This is a genomic window from Rickettsia sp. MAE-05, from assembly GCF_057319745.1.
This window is the reverse complement of record NZ_JBLTIO010000002.1, coordinates 276,558-297,737: the sequence shown is the minus strand read 5'-3', so window position 1 is coordinate 297,737 and position 21,180 is coordinate 276,558. Positions and strand designations below refer to the sequence as shown.

The window sequence follows — 21,180 nt, the reverse complement described above, 5'->3', positions numbered from 1 at the left end:
ATGTCAATCAACGGCTCTGGAGTTAGAGATACAGTAAGAGTATTAAAAGTGGGTATCAATACAGTTATCCGTGTTTTAAAAAAATCTAGTATTAAAAACAATAAATCATTCTATCAGTACAACAAAAGTAATTATTGCTCCTGAGATAGATGAACAATGGTCTTATGTACAGAATAAATCCAGACAACGATGGCTTTGGTATGCCTTGGATAAGATTTCGTTAAAAGTAGTTGCTTATACGTTTGGTACAAGATGTGATAGCACATTAGAATCATTACTGAAAAAACTAGAGAATTTCAAGGTGACTTTTTACTATACAGATGGATGGGGGAGTTATGCTAGGTTATTAGACCCTAAAAAGCATATTATCAGTAAAAAATACACTCAACGGATAGAACGAAGTAACTTGAACCTTAGAACGAGATGCAAGAGGCTTGCACGTAAGACAATCTGCTTTTCCAAGTCGCATGACCATAAAGCTATACGCTTAGATTCCAATAATTCACTTTTATATAATCTTAAAGGTATAATTTTATGTAGATCAGACCAAGCTAATTTAGGTCTTGAGGCTTTTAATAAAGCTATTGAATTAAATCCTAATGATTCAAGTTTTTATAATAATAAAAGTAAAGCTTTAGCTCAGCTAGGCAAATATGACTTAGCTCTTGAAACTATTAATAAATCTCTTGAGTTAAATCCTAATGATTCAAATTCTTATAGCAATAAAGGTATGGCTTTAGGGGGATTAGGCAAATATGACTTAGCTTTTGAGGCTATTAACAAAGCTATTGAACTAAATCCTAATGATTCAAGTTTTTATAATAATAAAAGTATGGTTTTAGCTCAGTTAGGCAAATACGTCTTAGCTCTTGAGGCTATTAACAAATCTCTTGAATTAAACCCTAGGAATTCTGACGCTCAACGAGTTAAACAATTATTAATACAAAAATTAGAAAATTAAGAGCATAATTAATTATGTCAACTTTATGACAAAACAAGCTCAAAAAACTATATCTATCTGTATAATAGGGCGACCAAATAGTGGGAAGTCCACTCTGTTAAATAGAATAATCGGTGAAAAGCTTTCAATCGTTACCCCAAAAGTTCAAACTACTAGGTCAATTATTACCGGTATTATTACTTTAAAGGATACGCAGGTAATTTTATACGATACGCCCGGTATATTTGAGCCAAAAGGGACGCTTGAGAAGGCGATGGTCAGATGTGCATGGTCTAGTTTGCATAGTGCGGATTTAGTAATGTTAATTATCGATAGTTTAAAACCGTTTGATGATGTAACGCATAATATTTTAGATAAGCTTCGCTCACTTAATATTGTTCCGGTATTTTTATTGAACAAAATAGACGTCGAATCAAAATATCTAAATGACATTAAAGCTTTTTTAACGGGAAGTCATCCTAATGGTTTGCTTTTTCCTATATCTGCTTTATCGGGCAAAAATATTGATGGATTACTTGAATATATAACAAGTAAGGCAAAAATTTCTCCTTGGCTTTATGCGGAAGACGACATAACGGATTTACCTATGCGTTTTATTGCGGCAGAAATTACAAGAGAGCAGTTGTTTTTTAATTTGCAGCAAGAACTCCCATATAAACTAACTGTACAAACCGAAAAATGGGAAGAGCTTAAAGACAAATCCGTAAAGATTAATCAAGTTATAGTAGTTTCAAGAGAGAGCTATAAAACTATAATACTCGGTAAAAACGGCTCTAAAATCAAAGAGATAGGGGCAAAATCCCGAATGCAAATGGAGCGGTTTTTTGGCTTCCCTGTTCATTTATTTTTATTTGTTAAGGTGCGTGAACTGTGGGAAAATAACCAAGAATTTTATCAATATATGAAGATATAATCAATTTAAACGTCATTGCGAGCGACTCAAAGCATTGTTGTATGGATCGTTTTATGTCATTCCCGCGGAAGCGGGAATCCAGAAAAAAAGTATAAATACAGCAAATTTTTGAAATTAAAAGCTCGATTTATCTCGCTTTATGCTGGATTCCCGCCTTTGCGGGAATGACATAAAAACCATGCAATGACGATTTTAGAAAAATAAAATAATAACTATGATAGTACTTGGGATTGATCCGGCACTTGGGAGTCTTGGATGGGCGGTGGTTGCAAAGGATACCGCAAAGCTGAAATATTTAGCTAGCGGTATTATTAAAACAAATAGTAAAGATGAAATTCATAATAGACTTGCCTTTATTAACAGTACATTAGAAAAAGTAATATTAGAATATCAACCAAATATGGCAGCGATTGAAGAAACATTTGTTAATACTAATAGCGTGACTTCGTTAAAGCTCGGCTATGCTAGAGGTGCGATAATGTCGCTGATCGGTAGATATAATTTGGACATGCGGGAGTTTAAGCCAAATACGGTAAAAAAAACCGTAACCGGTTATGGGCATGCAGAGAAAGACCAAATTTTGCATATGATAAAGTTACTTTTGCCTGGAACTTCTGTTATTACTAACTCTGATGAAGCTGACGCAGTTGCAATCGCTTATACTTGTCATGTTATGAGAGTTTAAATGAATCCGATTATAATATTAGTTGCCCCGCAAATGGGCGAGAATATCGGTGCTACCGCTAGAGCAATGAAGAATTTTGACTTAAATGAGCTTAGAATCGTAGCTCCAAGAGACGGCTGGCCAAATGAGGTGGCACGTAATAATGCAGTCGGAGCGGTTAATATTATAGATAATGCAAAAATTTATGATAGCCTAGAAGATAGTATTAAAGACCTCGAATATTTATATGCTACTACTTGCATTAAAAGGGCTATGAATAAAGATTACGTATTTTCACAAAATTTGCCTTTAGATTATCCAAATTCTGCAAAAGTCGGGATAATGTTCGGGAGGGAAAATAACGGGCTTAGTAATGAAGAAATCTCACTTGCCAATAAGATTATCACTATTAACACCACTGAATTTAGTTCATTAAATATTGCTCAAGCAGGGTCGTGCCTCCGTATTGCAGTTTAGAGTAAATAGTCTATAATCCTCAAACAGTAATAAGAGAGAATTATAGTTAAGGAGTTATGGCAAAAATAGATGTTAAGTGTAGATATTGTAACAACACAGAAGAAGTAATAAAGTCAGGATATTCAATTTCAAAACAACAGAGATATCAATGCAAGCGGTGTAATCGATATTTTCAATTGGAGTATATTAATAATGCATCTAAGCCTGGAGTTAAGGAGCAAATAGTAGAAATGTCAATCAACGGCTCTGGAGTTAGAGATACAGTAAGAGTATTAAAAGTGGGTATCAATACAGTTATCCGTGTTTTAAAAAAATCTAGTATTAAAAACAATAAATCATTCTATCAGTACAACAGAAGTAATTATTGCTCCTGAGATAGATGAACAATGGTCTTATGTACAGAATAAATCCAGACAACGATGGCTTTGGTATGCCTTGGATAAGATTTCGTTAAAAGTAGTTGCTTATACGTTTGGTACAAGATGTGATAGCACATTAGAATCATTACTGAAAAAACTAGAGAATTTCAAGGTGACTTTTTACTATACAGATGGATGGGGGAGTTATGCTAGGTTATTAGACCCTAAAAAGCATATTATCAGTAAAAAATACACTCAACGGATAGAACGAAGTAACTTGAACCTTAGAACGAGATGCAAGAGGCTTGCACGTAAGACAATCTGCTTTTCCAAGTCATTGGATATTCATGATAAGGTTATTGGTACTCTTATTGAACGTATAGCTTTTTAATAGGCGTAACTGCAATATGGAGGCATGACCCTCAAGCAGTTATTATTATATGCTATGAATTATTTCGTAATTCTACACCTAGAGAGGATATATACAATATTCAAAAATTAGCTACTAAAGAAGAAATAGAGCATTTTTTAGTAAATTTATTCGGCAGACTCGATAAAGCCGGCTTCTTCAAAGCTCCTGACAAAAAGTCCGCTATGCAGCAAAATATCACTAATATATTTACACGTATCAATAGCCTCTCTTCCCCTGAAGTTCAAACACTGCAAGGCATTATAAAGTCTTTGAGTAGTACTAATTTTAATAATAAAGGTGAGATAAAAGGTGATATATTAGAGCCTATAGATGAAAAATGGGAGGCTAATGAATAAATTCTATAATATCAAAGATTTAATAATTTCAGCTACTCTTTCTGCTTCGTTTAAAGGTTTGTAGCTATATTCTTCTAGAGAAATAACTGACTCATCAAAAATTCTTGCTATTTTCTGCTCTACTAATTGCTTTATAAAAATCTTATGCTTCGAGGAATTAAAGTTTGGTGGGCAGAATATATAAAGAGGTTTACCGCTTGAAGCTGCTTCACTGCACATTGAAATCGAGTCGGCCGTAGATATTATATATTTTGCATTAGCAAGCATAGCTATATATGGATTATATACCGTAGATACTTCAAGATTTGGTACGTCAAATTTCGGGACTCGCCTGTGCTCACGTATTATTATACGCTCCGCAGGCTCGCCGCTTATTTGACTTCCAACTTTTGAAGTATCTACGGTATAGCCTGTGTCTTCGTTCGGGTCATAAATAATTGTGGAAGACGGCATATTATTTTTAATAATTGATTTTACGGCTTGTGGTGTACGTCTACTGAAACTAATGAAAAATGGTATTTGTTGATTAGTATATATTTTATTTAATAATGAAGAAAATAAATTTGCTTCATTTTCGTTGAAATTAAATTTTTTATTATTCCCACCGATTATCACGGCAATAAATTGTTTAAGGTCAGGATAATGCTTTTGTAGCTCTAAGTTCGCTGCGGCGAACTTTTCGGTTACGTTGTTGATAGCTCCATTGATAGGGATGATGTTTTTAAAGTCGTCATTGCAAGGAAATACGAAGTATTGACGAAGCAATCTAGTAAAAAAGTCCTGAGATTGCCGCAGCCACTTCGTGGCTTCGCAATGACGTTGATCATGATAAGGCAGAATAACGGCATCAAACGCATCATAAGGCAAAGAGGGCTGCATTATTTGTATTAACTGTATACTTTCAAATTTCTTTTTTAAATAAAATGCTAAAACTGCTGTTCTTCTGCCGGCGGTAATTATCATATCAGGTAAAGGTTTTGCCATAATATCTTGCAATAGCTCACTTTTTATATGAATAGGATAATATTTTAGTAAAAAATTCGGTAGCTTAGCTAAGCAATTATACTGCAGTTTAATTATAATGTATTCTTGCGTTAATTTTTCAGCAAGTGCAATAGCCTGATTTGTGTTACCTGTTCTATTATCAGCCAATACGTATATTTTCATTATAAATATTCTTTTAAAGGTAATGTTAATAAATCTGTTAGAGGTAGTGATTTATCGCAAGCATTGGCTATCTCCGGCATAATCGGGATTTGAGCGATTAAAGGTATATTATATTTTTGCGATAAATGCCCGCCGCTATTACTTTCAAACATATAGCTCATATTCTCAATTATTCCGAGTATCGGTAGCCCTAATTTTTGATATAAATCTATGGAACGTATTACATCTATTTCTGATATTTTTTGCGGTGTTGTTACTATTATCACGCCGTCTAAATGATAATTCTCTAGCATACTTAAATGAATATCACCAGTTCCCGGCGGCATATCAATAATTAGATAATCTAAATTATCCCATTTTGTTACTGATAATAATTGATAAATGGTCTTACTCGCCATAGGACCACGCCAAATAATTGCCGAATGATCTTTAACAAAAAAGCCTATAGAAATAACTTGGATATTTTTTGCTATTATCGGTATTATGCGTCCCTCCTCTGTTTTTGGTACTCCGTTAATGCCGAATATATGGGGAATTGACGGACCGTAAATATCGGCATCCACTATTCCTACTCGGTAATTTTCTAGACTCAATTGCTGAGCAATAAGAGCCGATATTGTAGATTTTCCGACTCCGCCTTTACCTGACGCTACTAAGATAATTTTTTTTACGTTTTCTATAAAATGTTTTGGTTTTTGAGCTTTTTTCTCCATCGGTTTACTTTCGGTAAAAACAATTGTTATTTTATTTATTTCCGAAATTTCGTTAAGTTTATTAATTGCCTTAAGTCTGATTTCTTCGGCTTCTAACTTGTCTTTACCTGATATATCTATAGAAAAACCTATATTATTCCCCTTAATTATAATATCCGATATAACTTTATTTAAAAAAGTACCGTCTTTAAATATAATATGCTGAAGTTTATCGATAATTTGCTTTTGGTGTAAATTCGCCATAATTAAATTTCCTTTTTAAGGCTGTTTAAGTTCGTAACTTGACGTTATATGCTATAATATATATAATCACTTAATCCTTAAAATAATATAAAAAAGCAAATGCTTAGTAAAAAATATAGCTCGATTTTAAAAAAATCCCCATGGAAAGATTTTGATTCTGATAAAGAAGATAACATATTCACAAGACCGCGTAAAAATCAATTTAATTTTGATAAATTTCAATTCCAGTTTAATTTTAATAGCAAAACAATAATTTTAGCTGTTGTCGCAGTGATTGCTTTATGGCTTGCTTCGGGTATTTATGAAATAAAAGAAGGTGAAGAAGCAGCGGTAATAAGATTTGGGCGTTTTGTGCGTAAGGGCTACCCCGGGCTTAATTATCATTTGCCTGCCCCTTTTGAAAAGATAATAGTTGAGAAAGTTAAACAATCACGGCGAATTGAGATTGGTTATCGTACAAATAGCTCGGCACGTAGCGGTGGCGATAATACTAAAAATATCGCCGGTGAAAGTATAATGCTTACCGGTGATGAAAATATCGTTGCTTTAAATTGTGACGTAATGTGGCATATTAATAACCTTGAAGATTTTATTTTTAACGTACAAAGACCTGAAGAAACAGTAAAAGCAACAGTAGAAAGTGCTGTTAGAGAAGTAATAGGCAATACTCCTATTTCTTGGGTATTATCTGATCAAAAGCAAGAAATTACTTACAAAATAGAAAAATTAGCACAAAAGATACTGGATAGTTATAATGCCGGTGTTATGATTGAGAAGGTGCAGCTATTAAAAGCCGAGCCGCCTGCCGAAGTAATAGACGCTTATAGAGACGTGCAAACTTCAAAAGCAGATAAAGAGAAAGAAATAAATCAAGCTCAAGCCTATAATAATAAGATTTTGCCGGAAGCTAGAGGAGCGGCCGCAAAGATTATACAAGAAGCAGAAGGTTATAGAGAAGAAGTTATATCAAAAGCAGAAGGTGATAGCCAAAGATTTAATGCTATTTATAAACAATATACTATAGGTAGGCAAGTAACTAGAGATAGGTTATATTTAGAAGTAGTCGAAGAGATATTAGGCGGTTCAAATAAAACGATTATTAATAATGCACTACTGCCGCATATGGCTATTACTCGATGAACTTCAAAAATTGGCTACGTCGTCTTATAAGTTCTGCGATGCTCACGTATTAAGTATACGCTCCGCTTCTCGACTTATAGACTCCTTGCTCTTTTTGAAGTTGATCTTCGTAAAAGGGTTTTTTTAAGAGTTACATGATAAAACAACAAGGAATATTAAATTAAATGCAACAAAAGATTTATTATATAATTTTTACAATTATTTTCGGGCTGATACTGATTTTTAGCTCCTTATTTTCAGTGGACCAACGCCAATCTGCTGTAGTATTCCAGTTTGGTGAAGCAGTTAGAACTATAGAAAATCCAGGGCTAAATATTAAAATCCCGTTTATTCAAAACGTTGAATTTTTTGATAAGCGTCTTTTAGATGTTGAGGTTGAGGCAAAAGAATTAACGGCTGCCGATGGTAAACGAGTTATTGTTGATGCTTATGCCAAATTCCAAATTAATAATCCCATAATGTTTTATAAAACGGTACATGATTATCAAGGGGTGAAAATTAGGTTGACTCGTAATCTTGAATCGTCAATGCGTAAAGTGATAGGTAAAATTTCGCTAAGTAGTCTTTTAAGTCAGGAACGTAGCAACGTAATGCTAAATATCTTAAATCAAGTAGACGGAGAAGCTAAAAGCTTTGGAATTGACGTTGTAGATGTTAGAATTTTAAGAGCAGATTTACCGAAAGAAAATAGTGCGGCTATTTATCGTCGTATGCAAACGGCACGTGAAAAAGAAGCGACCCAAATTAGAGCAGAAGGACAGGAAGAAAGCGTGCGTATCCGTTCAAAAGCAGATAAAGAAAGTAAAATAATACTTGCTAAAGCTTATCGAGATGCACAAATTATTAAAGGTGACGGCGATGAGAAAGCGGCAAAAATATATAATTCCGCTTATTCCGTCGATCCGGAATTTTATAAATTTTATAGATCACTTTTAGTATATAAAAATTCTTTAAAGAAAGAAGATACTAATTTTGTGATTTCACCGGATGCAGAAGTTTTAAAATACCTTAATTTAAATAAATAACTATAGTACCGGACATTTTTCATTCTATGTCATTCCCGCATAGGCGGGAATCCAGTTAAGTAAGCTTTACTTAACAAAATTATATAATAAAAAATCTTTAGAATTAAAGATTTTTTAGCCTGGATCCCCGCCTACGCAGGGATGACATCGAGGGCTTCTTAAAAATTGTCCGGTACTATACTAAATAACTCGTTTATCTACTTTATTATTTACTTGGAGTATATGGTTAATCTGAAAATAGTTCTTATTTTAATAGTTTTAATATCAAGTAACGTTGTTTTGGCAAAAGAAAATAGTAAGTCTTTAAAAGTAGCAGAGCAAGAAGAGAATGAATTTACGGCAATAAATTCTGCTCCTTTAAAAGTAAGTGAAGCTGCCCGTTATAGCTTTGCTGATATAGTTGAGCCGTTAATTCCTGCAGTCGTTAATATTTCAACAATAGAATATGTTAATAGTAAGTCGGAAAATGCTGAGAAAGATCCGCTGCAAGAAAAAAAGCCTTTAGACTTCATTAATGATTTTTTAGAAAAGCTAAATATACCGCTGAATTTGGAAGAAATCGATCAAACTCCTAAAAGCGTTCCGCTTGGTTCAGGGTTTATTATTGAGCCTAACGGTTTAATAGTGACAAACTATCATGTAATTGCAAATGTTGATAAAATTAATATAAAACTTGCAGATAATACTGAATTACCTGCTAAGCTAATAGGTAGTGATACTAAAACTGATTTAGCTCTCTTAAAAATAGATAGCGAGGAGCCGCTACCTTTTGTTGAGTTTGGAGATTCAAATGATGCAAGAGTAGGAGACTGGGTTATTGCGATCGGTAATCCGTTCGGTAATCTAGGCGGTACGGTGACAAGCGGTATTATTTCCTCTAAAGGGCGGGATATTGATATAGATACGGATAATATAGTCGATAATTTTATTCAAACGGATGCTGCAATTAATAACGGTAATTCCGGCGGTCCTATGTTTAATTTGGATCAAAAAGTAATAGGCGTAAATACGGCAATTTTTTCACCGCTCGGTACTAATATAGGTATTGGTTTTGCAATACCGTCAAATACTGCAAAGCCCATAATCGAACGTCTTAAGAAAGATGGAAAAGTAAGTAGAGGACGCCTTGGAGTAACAATACAAGATTTAACCGAGGAAATTTCTGAAGGGTTAGAGCTTAAAGATACTAGGGGGGTGTTAGTAGCTAAAGTACAAGAAGACGGTCCAGGTGATAAAGCAGGAATTAAAACAGGTGATATAATAATAGAGTTTGCAGATATACCGGTTAAAAATACTAAAAAATTGCGTGTGATTATTGCAGATGCTCCTATTGATCAGGAAGTAAAAGTAAAAATACTTCGCGATAAAAAAGAGCTTGAATTACCTATTAAAATTACTTCAGATAATGAAGAAGTTACCAAAGATTCTACAGAAGAGACCAATAAAGAAGAAATAATAAACAAAGAAGAAAGTAATTTATCTATTACTAAAAATAATATTACTTTTAGTAATTTGACTGAAGAATTAAGACAACAATATAATATTCCGAGCGATAAAGCTGGAATAGTTATAACCAATATTGATGAAGAAGAAAGTAGCTTCAAAATTGGTGATCTGATAACCAATATTAATCAGGAAAGCATAGATGATATAAATAAGCTAGAAGAATTATATGAAAATGCTAAAAAATCAGATAAGCAAAATATTTTGCTTTTGATTGAAAGGGGCGATACAAGTGTATTTGTGCCGTTACAAGTTATATAGAGTGATTATCGTCATTGCGAGGAAATACGAAGTATTGACGAAGCAATCTAGTAAAAAAATCTTGAGATTGCTTCAGCCACGTTGTGGCTTCGCAATGACGTTAAAAAGTCAAGCCATACAATAATAATACCTAAATAATTATGAATGAAAAAATAGCAATTTTAAGTGCATACAGTTTTGTTAATATAGAAGAACCGGCGAATTTGATACCGAAACTTTTGCTTATCGGTAAAAAAAAATATGTTAGAGGTACTATTCTATTAGCTAACGAAGGTTTTAACGGTTCTTTTTCAGGCTCATATGAAAATGTAAATCTTGTACTTGAAGAACTAATAAAACTAACCTATCCCAAAGATGTTAACGTTAAAATAAATTATAGTGATGTTCATCCTTTTCAGAAGTTGAAAGTCAGGCTTAAGAGAGAAATCGTAGCGATGAATGTTGAAGATTTGAATGTTGATTTATTTAAAGGCGAATATATAGAGCCGAAAGATTGGGACGAATTTATCACCAAACAAAATGTTATAGTAATAGATACTCGAAATGATTATGAAGTAGAGGTCGGTACATTTAAATCGGCAATTAATCCTAATACCAAAACATTTAAGCAGTTTCCTGCTTGGGCTGCGCAGAATCAAGAATTGCTCAAAGGTAAGAAAATTGCTATGGTCTGTACAGGCGGTATCAGGTGTGAAAAATCCACCAGCTTACTTAAAAGTATAGGTTATGAAGAGGTGTATCATTTGAAAGGTGGTATATTGCAATATTTAGAGGATACGCAAAACAAGAATAATTTATGGCAAGGCGAGTGTTTTGTCTTTGATGATAGAAGAGCAGTTGCGGATGACTTATCACCCGCAGAAGGGCATTGGTTACAGAGATAGAGGTTGTGGATACCCGAATCGTCATTGCGAGCAGCCATTGTTGCGTAGATACCAATACCGTCATTGCGAGGAGCGAAGCGACGTGGCAATCTCAGGATTTTGGTACGAGATTGCTTCGTCAAAACTTACAGTTTTTCCTTGCAATGACGTGATATAAGTTTTTTATTATTAATATTATGACTAAAACCAAACAAGAAATTTATAATAAGCGTCCGACTTCGCCGCATTTAAGCATATATAAACCGCAAATTAGTTCTACTTTATCGATTTTGCATCGTATGACCGGCGTAGCTCTATTTTTTGCAGTATCGATTTTGGCGTGGTGGCTGATTCTTAGTAAATATGACAATAATTATTTACAACTTGCTAATTGCTGCATTATAAAAATATGCTTAGTAGCAGTAAGCTACGCTTGGTTTTATCATTTATGCAACGGTATTCGACATTTGTTTTGGGATATCGGTTACGGCTTTTCTATAAAAGCAGTTAATATCACCGGCTGGTGTGTAGTGGTAGGGTCTGTATTATTAACTATGTTGTTGTGGGTGTAGTAATTAAAAACGTCATTGCGAGGAGAGGCAAAGCCTCGACGTGGCAATCTCGTCAAATATCCTGAGATTGCTTCGTCAATTGCTATGCAATTTCTTCGCAATGACGAAAGGCTAAAACAAATATTTAGAGAAAATTAATGGTATATGATTTTAAAGCAGAAATTGTAAAAGCAAAAAATAGCGGTTCTGCTAAAAGTGGTTCTCATCATTGGTTATTGCAAAGAGTAACGGGGATTATATTAGCTTTATGTTCTATATGGTTAATATATTTTACGCTAACTAACAAAAATAATGACATAAATATTATTATGTGGGAGCTTAAAAAGCCTTTTAACGTAGTAGCATTGTTAATTACGGTGGCTATTTCGTTGTATCATGCAATGCTTGGTATGCGTGTAGTGATTGAGGATTATGTAAGTTGTCACAAATTACGTAATACATTAATTATAATAGTGCAATTATTTTGCATTGTGACTATTGCTACTTTTGTAGTAGCGATGTTTTATAGGGGGTAAATTATAAGGTAATTTATTATGGATATAAACTTAACCAATAATCTAGAAGAATTAGTAATCGCAAAAGTTAATTCAGGAATGTATAGTAATGCGAGTGAGGTAGTAGCAGAAGCTTTAAGATTGTTAGATAAATTTGAAAAAGCACAAAGTATTAAATTAGATTTGCTGCGTCAAGCTGTAGGTGTAGGAATATATCAAGCAGAGAATAATATATTTAGTGAGAAATCAATTTTAGATTTGATCGATGGTGAGTAAGATAGTGTCTTACAAATTAACTAAAATTGCTGAAAATGATTTGCTGCAAATAAAGTATTATAGTGAAGAAGTATGGGGGCAAGAGATAGCCAAAAAATATTTAACTCAAATACATAATAAATGTATAGAAATTTGTAATTTTCCAAATATAGGGATAAATCGCCCGGAAATTTTTAAAAATATAAAATCAATAATTGTTAACAGCCATATAATACTTTATTGCTTGATTGAAAATGAAATTAGTATACTCAGAGTGTTGCATAAAAATATGGATATAACTGAAATATATAGTAAAAAATTAATTTAATGACCAAAGCGTATAATATCATACATCATAAATTTGACGTAGTAGTTGTGGGTGCAGGCGGAGCAGGGCTCCGTTCTGCATTCGGTATGGCTAAAGAAGGGCTAAATACCGCCTGTATAACTAAGCTATTCCCAACCCGTAGTCATACTGTAGCAGCTCAGGGCGGAATTAGTGCAGCCCTTGGAAATATGGGCGAAGATGATTGGCGTTGGCATATGTATGATACTGTTAAAGGATCGGACTGGTTAGGTGATCAAGATGCCATCGAGTATATGTGCAAGAACGCTCCTGATGCGATTTTAGAGCTAGAGCATTACGGTGTACCTTTTTCAAGAACAGAAGAGGGCAAGATTTATCAGCGTCCTTTTGGCGGGATGACAACAGAGTACGGCAAAGGAAAAGCAGCTCAGCGTACATGTGCTGCGGCAGATCGTACGGGGCATGCCATACTTCATACGTTATATCAGCAATCACTAAAGCATAAGGTACAGTTTTTCGTTGAGTATTTTGCTCTTGATTTGTTGATGGAAGACGGTGAGTGTAGAGGCGTAGTCGCTTGGAATTTAGACGACGGTAGTCTGCATTGTTTTAGAGCTCATAATGTAGTGCTTGCAACGGGTGGATATGGGCGTGCTTATTTTTCTGCGACATCTGCTCACACTTGTACTGGTGACGGAGGCGGTATGGCGATTAGAGCCGGTCTGCCATTGCAAGATATGGAATTTGTACAGTTTCACCCGACGGGCATATATTCGGCGGGCTGTCTTATTACCGAGGGAGCTAGAGGTGAAGGTGGATATCTCGTTAATGCAAACGGAGAGCGTTTTATGGAGCGTTACGCTCCGGCTGCAAAGGATTTAGCTTCAAGAGACGTAGTTTCAAGAGCGATGACTATCGAGATTCGTGAAGGGCGAGGAGTCGGCGAGCATAAAGATCATGTATTCCTGCATTTAAATCATTTATCGCCTGAAATTTTACACAGCCGTTTGCCCGGTATCTCTGAGACGGCTAAAATTTTTGCCGGTGTTGATGTCACTAAAGAGCCGATACCGGTACTTCCTACAGTTCATTATAATATGGGCGGGATACCGACTAATTACCACGGTCAAGTAATTATTAAAGACGGCACTAATCATAATAGCGTAGTAAAAGGTCTTATGGCAATTGGTGAAGCGGCTTGCGTATCGGTACACGGAGCTAACAGGTTGGGGTCAAATTCTTTGCTTGATTTAGTAGTATTCGGTAGAAGTAGTGCTTTAAAAGCAGCTGAGCTTATTAGTCCAGCAAGTCCCCATAAGCCTATAAAAGAGGCAAGTCTTGAAAAAATTATAAATAGATTTGATAAAGTCCGTCACGCTAACGGTAATATTTTAGTTGCAGATTTAAGGCTTAAAATGCAAAGAACTATGCAAAGCCACGCTTCGGTATTTAGAACTCAAGAAGTACTAGATGAAGGAGCAGGAATGATTAGCGAAATAAGAAACGGCTATAAAGATATAAAAATTAACGATAAATCTTTAATTTGGAATAGTGATTTAGTAGAAGCCTTAGAGCTAGATAATCTACTTGATCAGGCTTTGGTAACGGTATATTCGGCAGCTGCAAGAAAAGAAAGTAGAGGAGCTCATGCTAGGGAAGATTATCCTGATCGTAATGATGGAGATTGGATGAAACATACTCTTAGCTCTATCGATGAAGCAGGTAAAGTAGTTCTTGATTATAAACCTGTAACGCTAACCACTTTAACCGATGAGGTGAAAGCAGTTCCACCGGCGAAGAGGGTGTATTAATGTATACTCGTTTAATTTGAAAAATTGGCTACGTTGTCTCTTGCTGATAATCCTCACGTACTAGTATGTACGCTGCGGTTATCAGCTTCAAGACGCCTTGCTCTTTTCCAAATTAAACTTCGTCTACCGGTTCTTCAGTTATCATTTGTGTATCAAAATATGTTTGAATATTTAATAAAATTTTATCCAAAAATCCTTTTTATTATAGAAGGGACTTTAGTAACTTTAAAATATAGCGTTATTGCCGTTATATTCGGTTTAGTAATAGGGATGTTGCTCGCTATTTGTAAGGTAAATAAGAATCGTGCTTTAAGGCTTTTTGCAAATTTCTATACTTCTATTTTCAGAGGTACTCCTTTATTAATTCAATTAAGTATTATTTATTTTGCTTCACCTTATATCATAGGCGTTAAATTTAGTGTGTTTATGGCGGGAGCTATTTCTTTTTCCCTTAATTCTGGAGCATATGTTTCCGAAGTAGTCAGGGCGGGGATTAATGCAGTTGATAAAGGGCAGTTTGAAGCGGCTGAAGCTCTTGCTATTCCAAAGTTTTTAATAATGAAAGATATAATTCTGCCGCAAGCAGTTAAAAATATTTTTCCGTCATTAGTAAATGAGCTTGTAAATTTGATTAAAGAATCAGCCATTATTTCTATGCTTGGAGAAATGGATTTAATGCGTAGAGCACAAATTGTATCAATTGAAACATATAATTATTTTTTTCCAATGTTTGTTGCTGCGTGCTGTTATTATATTTTAGTGATGTTAATCAGCTTTATAGCAAAAATAATTGAGAAAAAAATGATTGTTAATTAAAACATACTTGCTTTTATGGAAAAAGTAATTATAATTTAAATTTAGTGTAATTTACAAATTCTTATAATTTGTATTTAGAAATGATTTAAAATAAAGGGTGGAAGTATTTTTTCACCCTTTAATTATCGTATATATAAGTTTTTTTTGGAGTATTTTTTTTAATGCCGACATATAATCAATTAGTACGTTTTGGGAGAAAGTCAAAAACTCGTAAGACCAAGTCTCCTGCCTTAGAATCTAATCCTTTTAAAAGTGGTGTTTGCCTAGTTGTAAAAACCGTTACCCCTAAAAAGCCTAACTCTGCACTTCGTAAGATTGCAACGGTGCGTTTAAGTAATAAAAGAACAGTAAATGCATATATTCCCGGTGAAAAGCATAGTGTAAAGGAGCATGATAGGGTATTAGTAAGAGGCGGTCAGGTTCCTGATCTTCCGGGGGTGAAATATCATATCGTACTCGGTGCATATGATATTGCTGGAGTTAAAGGGCGTAAGCAAGGTCGTTCACGTTATGGTGCTCCTCGTAAACAAGTCGCAGTTACAAAAAAATAAATTATTAGTTAGAGAGAAAAAATAAAATGTCACGTCGTCACGCCGCTGAAAAGCGAGTAATTTTACCTGATATGAAATATAACAGTATTTTACTGTCAAGATTTATCAATAATATTATGAAAGAAGGGAAGAAAGCCCTTGCAGAGAAAATTGTTTATTCAGCCTTTAATAAAATTGAAAAGAAGCATAGAGTCGATCCTTATCAAACCTTTAATAATGCTATGCATAACGTGAAGCCGCATTTAGAAGTAACTTCGGTTAGGGTTGGAGGAGCTAATTATCAAGTTCCGACGCATGTTGATGAAAGAAGAGGATATGCTCTTGCTAGCCGTTGGATTATTAATGCTGCGTCAAAACGTTCTGAAAAAATGATGATTGATAAACTTGCCGAAGAGCTGTTTGAAGCTTCTAATAATAGAGGCGTCGCCATTAAGAAGAAAGAAGATACTCATAAAATGGCTGAAGCTAATAAAGCTTTCTCTCATTTTAGCCCTAAAAAAATGAAATAAGGTAGGGTATATAATGAGTAAAATAAATAAACTTGAGCATATTCGTAATATAGGGATATGTGCTCACATTGATGCCGGTAAAACCACAACTACCGAACGTATTTTATATTATACAGGTAAATCACATAAAATAGGTGAAGTTCATGAGGGCGGTGCTACCATGGACTGGATGGAGCAGGAGCAAGAACGCGGTATAACCATTACCTCAGCTGCTACTACTTGTAGATGGCAAGATAAGATAATTAATATTATCGATACTCCTGGACACGTTGATTTTACTATCGAAGTAGAGCGTTCGCTTCGTGTTCTTGACGGCACGGTTGCAGTATTTGACGGCGTAGCAGGTGTTGAACCACAGTCTGAAACGGTTTGGAGGCAAGCAGATAAATATAATGTTCCTAGAATGTGTTTTGTCAATAAAATGGACAGAATGGGAGCAGATTTTTATAGATGCGTTGAAATGATCAAAGATCGTTTAGGAGCAAAACCGCTTGTTATTCAGTTGCCTGTAGGGATTGAAGAAAATTTTAAAGGTATAATTGATCTTGTTAAAATGAAAGCAGTGATTTGGAAAGATGAATCACTTGGAGCTGAGTATTTTGAAGAAGATATACCTGCCGATATGAAAGACAAGGCTGAAGAATATCGTGCTAAATTACTTGATACGGTCGTTGAGTTAGATGACGCGATCATGGAAAAATATTTATCAGGTGAAGAAGTAACAGAAGAAGAAATTAAAAGATTAATCAGAAAAGGTACTATTTCAGCAGCATTTTATCCGGTTTTATGCGGTAGTGCTTTTAAAAATAAAGGAGTGCAGCCTTTACTTGATGCTGTAGTAGATTTCCTACCTTCGCCTATTGATATAGGTATAGTAAAAGGTATGGAAGTAAGTACCGGTGAAGAAAAAGATTTTCTTATTTCAATAACTGAGCCTTTTTCAGCTTTGGCATTTAAAATTATGAATGATCCGTTTGTCGGCTCATTAACTTTTATTAGAATATATTCAGGGAAAATTACTTCTGGATCAACTGTTATTAATACTGTAAAGAATAAAAGAGAAAAAATCGGCAGAATGCTATTAATGCATGCTAATAATCGTGAAGACGTAAAAGAAGCATCAGCAGGCGATATAGTAGCTTTAGCAGGGCTTAAAGATACTACTACGGGTGATACGTTATCCGATATGGATAAGCAAGTAATCTTAGAAAGAATGGAGTTTCCGGAGCCGGTAATTGAGCTTGCGGTAGAACCTAAATCAACAGCCGATCAAGAAAAAATGGGTCTTGCACTTTCTCGTTTAGCAGCTGAAGATCCATCATTTAGAGTTTCAACGGATCATGAAACAGGACAAACAGTGATAAAAGGAATGGGAGAACTCCATTTAGAAATTATCATTGACCGTATGAGAAGAGAGTTTAAGGTTGAAGCAAATATTGGAGCTCCTCAAGTAGCATATCGTGAAACTATAACAAAAGCTTGCGAAATCGATTATACCCATAAGAAACAATCCGGCGGTGCAGGACAATTTGCTCGTGTAAAAATTATTTTTGAGCCTCTAAAAGAGGTAAAAGATCTAAAAGATGAAGACAAAAATAAAACTTTTGTCTTTGAAAGTAAAATCGTCGGCGGTGCCGTACCTAAAGAATATATACCGGGTGTTGAAAAAGGTTTAAATAATATTAGAGAAACCGGTGTTATTGCCGGTTATCCTATGATTGATTTTAAAGCAACTTTAGTTGACGGTGCGTTTCATGATGTAGATTCTAGTGTACTTGCGTTTGAAATTGCTGCAAAGGCAGCCTTTAGAGAAGGGATGCCGAAAGGTAATCCTAAATTACTGGAGCCTATTATGAAAGTTGAAGTCATCACTCCTGATGAATATATGGGTGATATTATAGGTGATTTAAATAGTCGTAGAGGGCAAATTCAAAGCATGGATCCAAGAGGGAATGCTCAAGTAGTTACTGCGAATGTTCCGTTAGCGGAAATGTTTGGTTATGTTAATACGCTTAGGTCTTTATCTCAAGGTAGAGCTCAGTTTAGTATGATATTTTCTCATTATGATCAAGTGCCGAGTCAGGTAGCTGATATTATTAAAGCTAAAAAATAATTGATGGATCTAATTAGATATAATTACTGTCATGTCTTGCAAAGGTAAATGTTGTTTTACTGTGACAGCTTATAAATTAGAAGTACCGATTATTATAGTAATTTTTTAATAATAACAAATATTTTTAATAAATTTATTGATTTTTTATTAAAAATATGATAGGAGTGTAGCTCAATTGGTAGAGCGCCGGTCTCCAAAACCGGAGGTTGCGGGTTCGATGCCTGTCGCTCCTGCCATTATAGGTTTAGAGCTTTTTTGCTATAAAATATAGAATTTTTACAAAATTTGCTTATAGAGAAAAATTTGAAAGAGATACTTCGCCTCGAATCGCAGCGTACATGCTAGTATGTGAGAATTTCAGTGCTGGATCATTGTCTCAATTACCTCTAGAAGTAGAATTTTGTAAGAAGTCTAATAAATTACCTAACAAAAATATGTTTAAAGAATATAAAATTTATAAGTTTTTTGAACAAGTTAAACAAGAAACTTATAAGGTAGTTTGGCCAACTAGAAAAGAGCTTGTTGCTTCAACATTAGTAGTGGTAGTAGCAGTTTTTATTTTTAGCCTAATTTGTTTGGTACTTGATTATAGTATACATAACATAATGCAGCTTTTGCTTAATATCGGCAAATAGTATAAGGAATAAATTGTGACAGAACAGAGTATAGATAATATATTGCCTTCTTCTGAAAAAAATGTAAAGCAGTGGTATGTAGTACATACGGCATCAGGAGCAGAGAAACGCATTAAAGAAGATATGCTTAGAAGAATCGCTAAACAGAAAATGACGGATTTTTTTGAAGATATATTAATACCTGTTTTTGGAGTTTCTGAAGTTAAACGTGGTAAAAATGTCAAGGTAGAAAAAAAACTAATGCCGAGTTATATCTTGATAAAGATGAATATGACTGATAAATCTTGGCATTTAGTAAAAAATATACCAGGAGTAACCGGCTTTTTAGGAAGCAAGACCACACCAAAAGCTCTTACGGAAAGCGAAATACAGAATATTTTTAATAATTTGGAAGCAGAAGCTAAAGAAGCAAAGAATTCTAAATTGTATGAAGTTGGTGAAATAGTGACTGTTACAGACGGTCCTTTTGAAACTTTCACCGGTACGGTAGAAGAAATAGATCAAGAAAAAAATAGGTTAAAAGTTTCAGTATCAATATTTGGTAAAGCAACTCCAATAGAACTAAATTTTAACCAAGTAAAGAAAAACGATTAAAGGTAGTTAGATTTTTATACTAATCAGTATATTGTTGCTATTAGCCTAATAAAGATCGCTGATGTCATTCCTGCGAAAGCAGGAATCCAGCACAACTTATAAAACACTTGTTTTTTTAAAGATATATTTTATTTTAGATTCCTGCTTTTGCAGAAATGACAAGTTTATACACTATTAATTTAAGAGAAAAATAAGGATATTTATAAATGTCTCAGAAAGTAATAAAAGGTTATATTAACTTGATAATTCCGGCAGGCGGAGCCACTCCTGCTCCTCCTATAGGACCGGCCCTTGGGCAAAGAAAAGTTAATATTAAAACATTTTGTGATGAATTTAATAATAGTACAAAAGATACGGAAAAAGGAGTACCTTTGCCGACTTTAATTACTGTTTATGAAGATAGTAGTTTTTCTTTTAAAATAAAAACTCCTCCTGCCTCTTATTTTTTAAAGAAATATGCTAAAATTACTAAAGGTTCTAGTGCTACTAAGAAAGAAGCCGTAGTAGGTAAAGTTACTATGGATGATTGTCGTGAAATTGCAAAGTTAAAAATGCCTGATTTAAATACAAAAGATATTGAAGCAGCAACAAAAATTATTTGTGGTAGTGCTGCATCTATGGGACTTGAAGTGGTAGGGAATTAATTATTATGTCAAATAAGAAAGATGTTGCCGTAAAAATCAGCGGCGGTAAAAAAATAAGAGAAGCTAGAGAAAAAGTAAAATCAGATGCTTTATATAATTTAACAAATGCAGTTGAACGATTAAAGTCAGCATCATATGTTAAATTTGATCCAACCTTAGAAATAGTTATGAAGCTTGGAATTGATCCTAGGCATTCCGATCAAATGGTACGTGGTGTAGTTAATTTACCTGCCGGTACAGGTAAAACCGTAAGAGTTGCCGTTATTTGTAAAGAAGAAAGAGAAGAAGAAGCTAAAAGTGCTGGGGCAGATTTAGTAGGTTCAACAAATATTATTGATGAAATTAAAGCAGGGAAAATTAATTTCGATGTATGTATAGCTACTCCCGATATGATGGCAGTTATAGGTTCAGTTGCAAGAATTTTAGGACCAAAAGGTTTAATGCCTAACCCTAAACTTGGTACCGTAACTTTAGATATTAAAAATGCTATTAAAAATGCTAAAAGCGGTCAAGTAGAATATAGAGCAGAGAAAGCAGGTATAATTCATGCAGGGCTTGGAAAATTATCTTTTTCAGACCAAGATTTATTAAAAAATTTAAATGCGTTTATTGAGGCAGTAATTAAAGCGAAACCTGCCGGATTAAAAGGAAGTTATTTAAAAGCAATGTATTTATCTTCTACTATGGGAGCATCGGTACAAATAGATTTAACTAGTATAGCATAATTTTTATAGCCGTTTAACGGTAGTATAGTAATAATAAAAAAGTTTTGTTATTTTAAGCATTTGTATCAGTTTAAATATATTAAACTGTGTTATAAAA

23 protein-coding genes, 1 tRNA gene and 3 pseudogenes are annotated in these 21,180 nt (G+C 34.2%); 25 read left to right on the top strand and 2 right to left on the bottom strand.

The features are described 5' to 3' along the window. The 7 genes and pseudogenes from ACNFN7_RS05125 to ACNFN7_RS05095 form a co-directional block, all read left to right on the top strand. Window positions 1-144 carry an IS1-like element transposase gene (locus ACNFN7_RS05125; protein ID WP_485441106.1) on the top strand — a complete coding sequence of 48 codons (144 nt, stop codon included), beginning with the start codon at window positions 1-3 and terminating at the stop codon, window positions 142-144. After that, on the top strand, window positions 101-961 hold the full coding sequence (locus tag ACNFN7_RS05120; protein WP_485441244.1) for an IS1 family transposase: 861 nt from the start codon (window positions 101-103) through the stop codon (window positions 959-961). Before ACNFN7_RS05125 ends, ACNFN7_RS05120 begins: the two co-directional genes overlap by 44 nt. A gap of 25 nt (window positions 962-986) precedes the next feature. After that, complete coding sequence (era, locus tag ACNFN7_RS05115; RefSeq protein ID WP_485441105.1) at window positions 987-1,874, top strand: GTPase Era; 888 nt, start codon at window positions 987-989, stop codon at window positions 1,872-1,874. Window positions 1,875-2,088: 214 nt separating this feature from the next. Then, window positions 2,089-2,559 carry a crossover junction endodeoxyribonuclease RuvC gene (gene ruvC / locus ACNFN7_RS05110; protein WP_485441104.1) on the top strand — a complete coding sequence of 157 codons (471 nt, stop codon included), beginning with the start codon at window positions 2,089-2,091 and terminating at the stop codon, window positions 2,557-2,559. Beyond that, window positions 2,560-2,988, top strand: a pseudogene (locus ACNFN7_RS05105) (RNA methyltransferase); the annotation flags it as partial. An 83-nt stretch (window positions 2,989-3,071) separates the two neighbouring features. Then, window positions 3,072-3,765: pseudogene (locus tag ACNFN7_RS05100) on the top strand (IS1 family transposase). A gap of 32 nt (window positions 3,766-3,797) precedes the next feature. Then, window positions 3,798-4,061 (top strand): annotated as a pseudogene (locus ACNFN7_RS05095) (RNA methyltransferase); the annotation flags it as partial. Window positions 4,062-4,145: 84 nt separating this feature from the next. On the opposite strand, the gene ACNFN7_RS05090 reads toward ACNFN7_RS05095, so the two are convergent. After that, entirely contained in the window at window positions 4,146-5,309 is a 1,164-nt protein-coding gene (locus tag ACNFN7_RS05090) for a mitochondrial fission ELM1 family protein (RefSeq protein WP_485441103.1), read from the bottom strand. After that, window positions 5,309-6,265: an Mrp/NBP35 family ATP-binding protein gene (locus ACNFN7_RS05085; protein WP_485441102.1), complete on the bottom strand. Its 957-nt coding sequence runs from the start codon at window positions 6,263-6,265 to the stop codon at window positions 5,309-5,311. The genes ACNFN7_RS05090 and ACNFN7_RS05085 overlap by 1 nt, the downstream gene beginning before the upstream one ends. A gap of 99 nt (window positions 6,266-6,364) precedes the next feature. Here ACNFN7_RS05085 and hflK point away from each other — a divergent pair, with 99 nt between their 5' ends. The 18 genes from hflK to rplA all read left to right on the top strand — a co-directional run bounded on the left by hflK (window position 6,365) and on the right by rplA (window position 21,083). Continuing rightward, on the top strand, window positions 6,365-7,405 hold the full coding sequence (gene hflK, locus ACNFN7_RS05080) for an FtsH protease activity modulator HflK (protein WP_485441101.1): 1,041 nt from the start codon (window positions 6,365-6,367) through the stop codon (window positions 7,403-7,405). Window positions 7,406-7,569: 164 nt separating this feature from the next. Continuing rightward, window positions 7,570-8,430 carry a protease modulator HflC gene (gene hflC / locus ACNFN7_RS05075; protein ID WP_485441100.1) on the top strand — a complete coding sequence of 287 codons (861 nt, stop codon included), beginning with the start codon at window positions 7,570-7,572 and terminating at the stop codon, window positions 8,428-8,430. A gap of 222 nt (window positions 8,431-8,652) precedes the next feature. Continuing rightward, window positions 8,653-10,194 carry a Do family serine endopeptidase gene (locus ACNFN7_RS05070; protein ID WP_485441099.1) on the top strand — a complete coding sequence of 514 codons (1,542 nt, stop codon included), beginning with the start codon at window positions 8,653-8,655 and terminating at the stop codon, window positions 10,192-10,194. A gap of 140 nt (window positions 10,195-10,334) precedes the next feature. Continuing rightward, a complete protein-coding gene (trhO, locus tag ACNFN7_RS05065) occupies window positions 10,335-11,078 on the top strand; it encodes an oxygen-dependent tRNA uridine(34) hydroxylase TrhO (protein WP_485441098.1) in 744 nt (247 codons plus the stop codon). Between the two features lie 176 nt (window positions 11,079-11,254). Then, window positions 11,255-11,629: a succinate dehydrogenase, cytochrome b556 subunit gene (gene sdhC / locus ACNFN7_RS05060; protein WP_485441097.1), complete on the top strand. Its 375-nt coding sequence runs from the start codon at window positions 11,255-11,257 to the stop codon at window positions 11,627-11,629. A 137-nt stretch (window positions 11,630-11,766) separates the two neighbouring features. Then, the gene (gene sdhD / locus ACNFN7_RS05055) at window positions 11,767-12,144 is read left to right on the top strand and encodes a succinate dehydrogenase, hydrophobic membrane anchor protein (RefSeq protein WP_485441096.1); all 378 of its coding nucleotides are present in this window, start codon (window positions 11,767-11,769) and stop codon (window positions 12,142-12,144) included. An 18-nt stretch (window positions 12,145-12,162) separates the two neighbouring features. Beyond that, window positions 12,163-12,399: a type II toxin-antitoxin system ParD family antitoxin gene (locus ACNFN7_RS05050; protein WP_485441095.1), complete on the top strand. Its 237-nt coding sequence runs from the start codon at window positions 12,163-12,165 to the stop codon at window positions 12,397-12,399. Next, on the top strand, window positions 12,389-12,706 hold the full coding sequence (locus ACNFN7_RS05045; protein ID WP_485441094.1) for a type II toxin-antitoxin system RelE/ParE family toxin: 318 nt from the start codon (window positions 12,389-12,391) through the stop codon (window positions 12,704-12,706). Before ACNFN7_RS05050 ends, ACNFN7_RS05045 begins: the two co-directional genes overlap by 11 nt. Continuing rightward, a complete protein-coding gene (gene sdhA, locus ACNFN7_RS05040; RefSeq protein WP_485441093.1) occupies window positions 12,706-14,496 on the top strand; it encodes a succinate dehydrogenase flavoprotein subunit in 1,791 nt (596 codons plus the stop codon). Before ACNFN7_RS05045 ends, sdhA begins: the two co-directional genes overlap by 1 nt. A 159-nt stretch (window positions 14,497-14,655) precedes the next feature. Further along, on the top strand, window positions 14,656-15,312 hold the full coding sequence (locus ACNFN7_RS05035) for an amino acid ABC transporter permease (RefSeq protein WP_485441092.1): 657 nt from the start codon (window positions 14,656-14,658) through the stop codon (window positions 15,310-15,312). A gap of 161 nt (window positions 15,313-15,473) precedes the next feature. Then, entirely contained in the window at window positions 15,474-15,863 is a 390-nt protein-coding gene (gene rpsL / locus ACNFN7_RS05030) for a 30S ribosomal protein S12 (RefSeq protein ID WP_004996647.1), read from the top strand. A gap of 26 nt (window positions 15,864-15,889) precedes the next feature. Further along, window positions 15,890-16,372 carry a 30S ribosomal protein S7 gene (rpsG, locus tag ACNFN7_RS05025; RefSeq protein WP_004996646.1) on the top strand — a complete coding sequence of 161 codons (483 nt, stop codon included), beginning with the start codon at window positions 15,890-15,892 and terminating at the stop codon, window positions 16,370-16,372. A gap of 13 nt (window positions 16,373-16,385) precedes the next feature. Continuing rightward, window positions 16,386-18,485: an elongation factor G gene (gene fusA, locus ACNFN7_RS05020; protein WP_485441091.1), complete on the top strand. Its 2,100-nt coding sequence runs from the start codon at window positions 16,386-16,388 to the stop codon at window positions 18,483-18,485. A gap of 160 nt (window positions 18,486-18,645) precedes the next feature. Further along, window positions 18,646-18,721 (top strand) — tRNA-Trp (locus tag ACNFN7_RS05015). A gap of 198 nt (window positions 18,722-18,919) precedes the next feature. Then, entirely contained in the window at window positions 18,920-19,120 is a 201-nt protein-coding gene (secE, locus tag ACNFN7_RS05010; RefSeq protein WP_004996644.1) for a preprotein translocase subunit SecE, read from the top strand. A gap of 15 nt (window positions 19,121-19,135) precedes the next feature. Beyond that, the gene (nusG, locus tag ACNFN7_RS05005; protein WP_266264936.1) at window positions 19,136-19,714 is read left to right on the top strand and encodes a transcription termination/antitermination protein NusG; all 579 of its coding nucleotides are present in this window, start codon (window positions 19,136-19,138) and stop codon (window positions 19,712-19,714) included. Window positions 19,715-19,920: 206 nt separating this feature from the next. Further along, entirely contained in the window at window positions 19,921-20,358 is a 438-nt protein-coding gene (rplK, locus tag ACNFN7_RS05000; RefSeq protein WP_485441090.1) for a 50S ribosomal protein L11, read from the top strand. A 5-nt stretch (window positions 20,359-20,363) separates the two neighbouring features. Beyond that, on the top strand, window positions 20,364-21,083 hold the full coding sequence (gene rplA / locus ACNFN7_RS04995) for a 50S ribosomal protein L1 (protein WP_485441089.1): 720 nt from the start codon (window positions 20,364-20,366) through the stop codon (window positions 21,081-21,083). Window positions 21,084-21,180 lie beyond the last annotated feature (97 nt).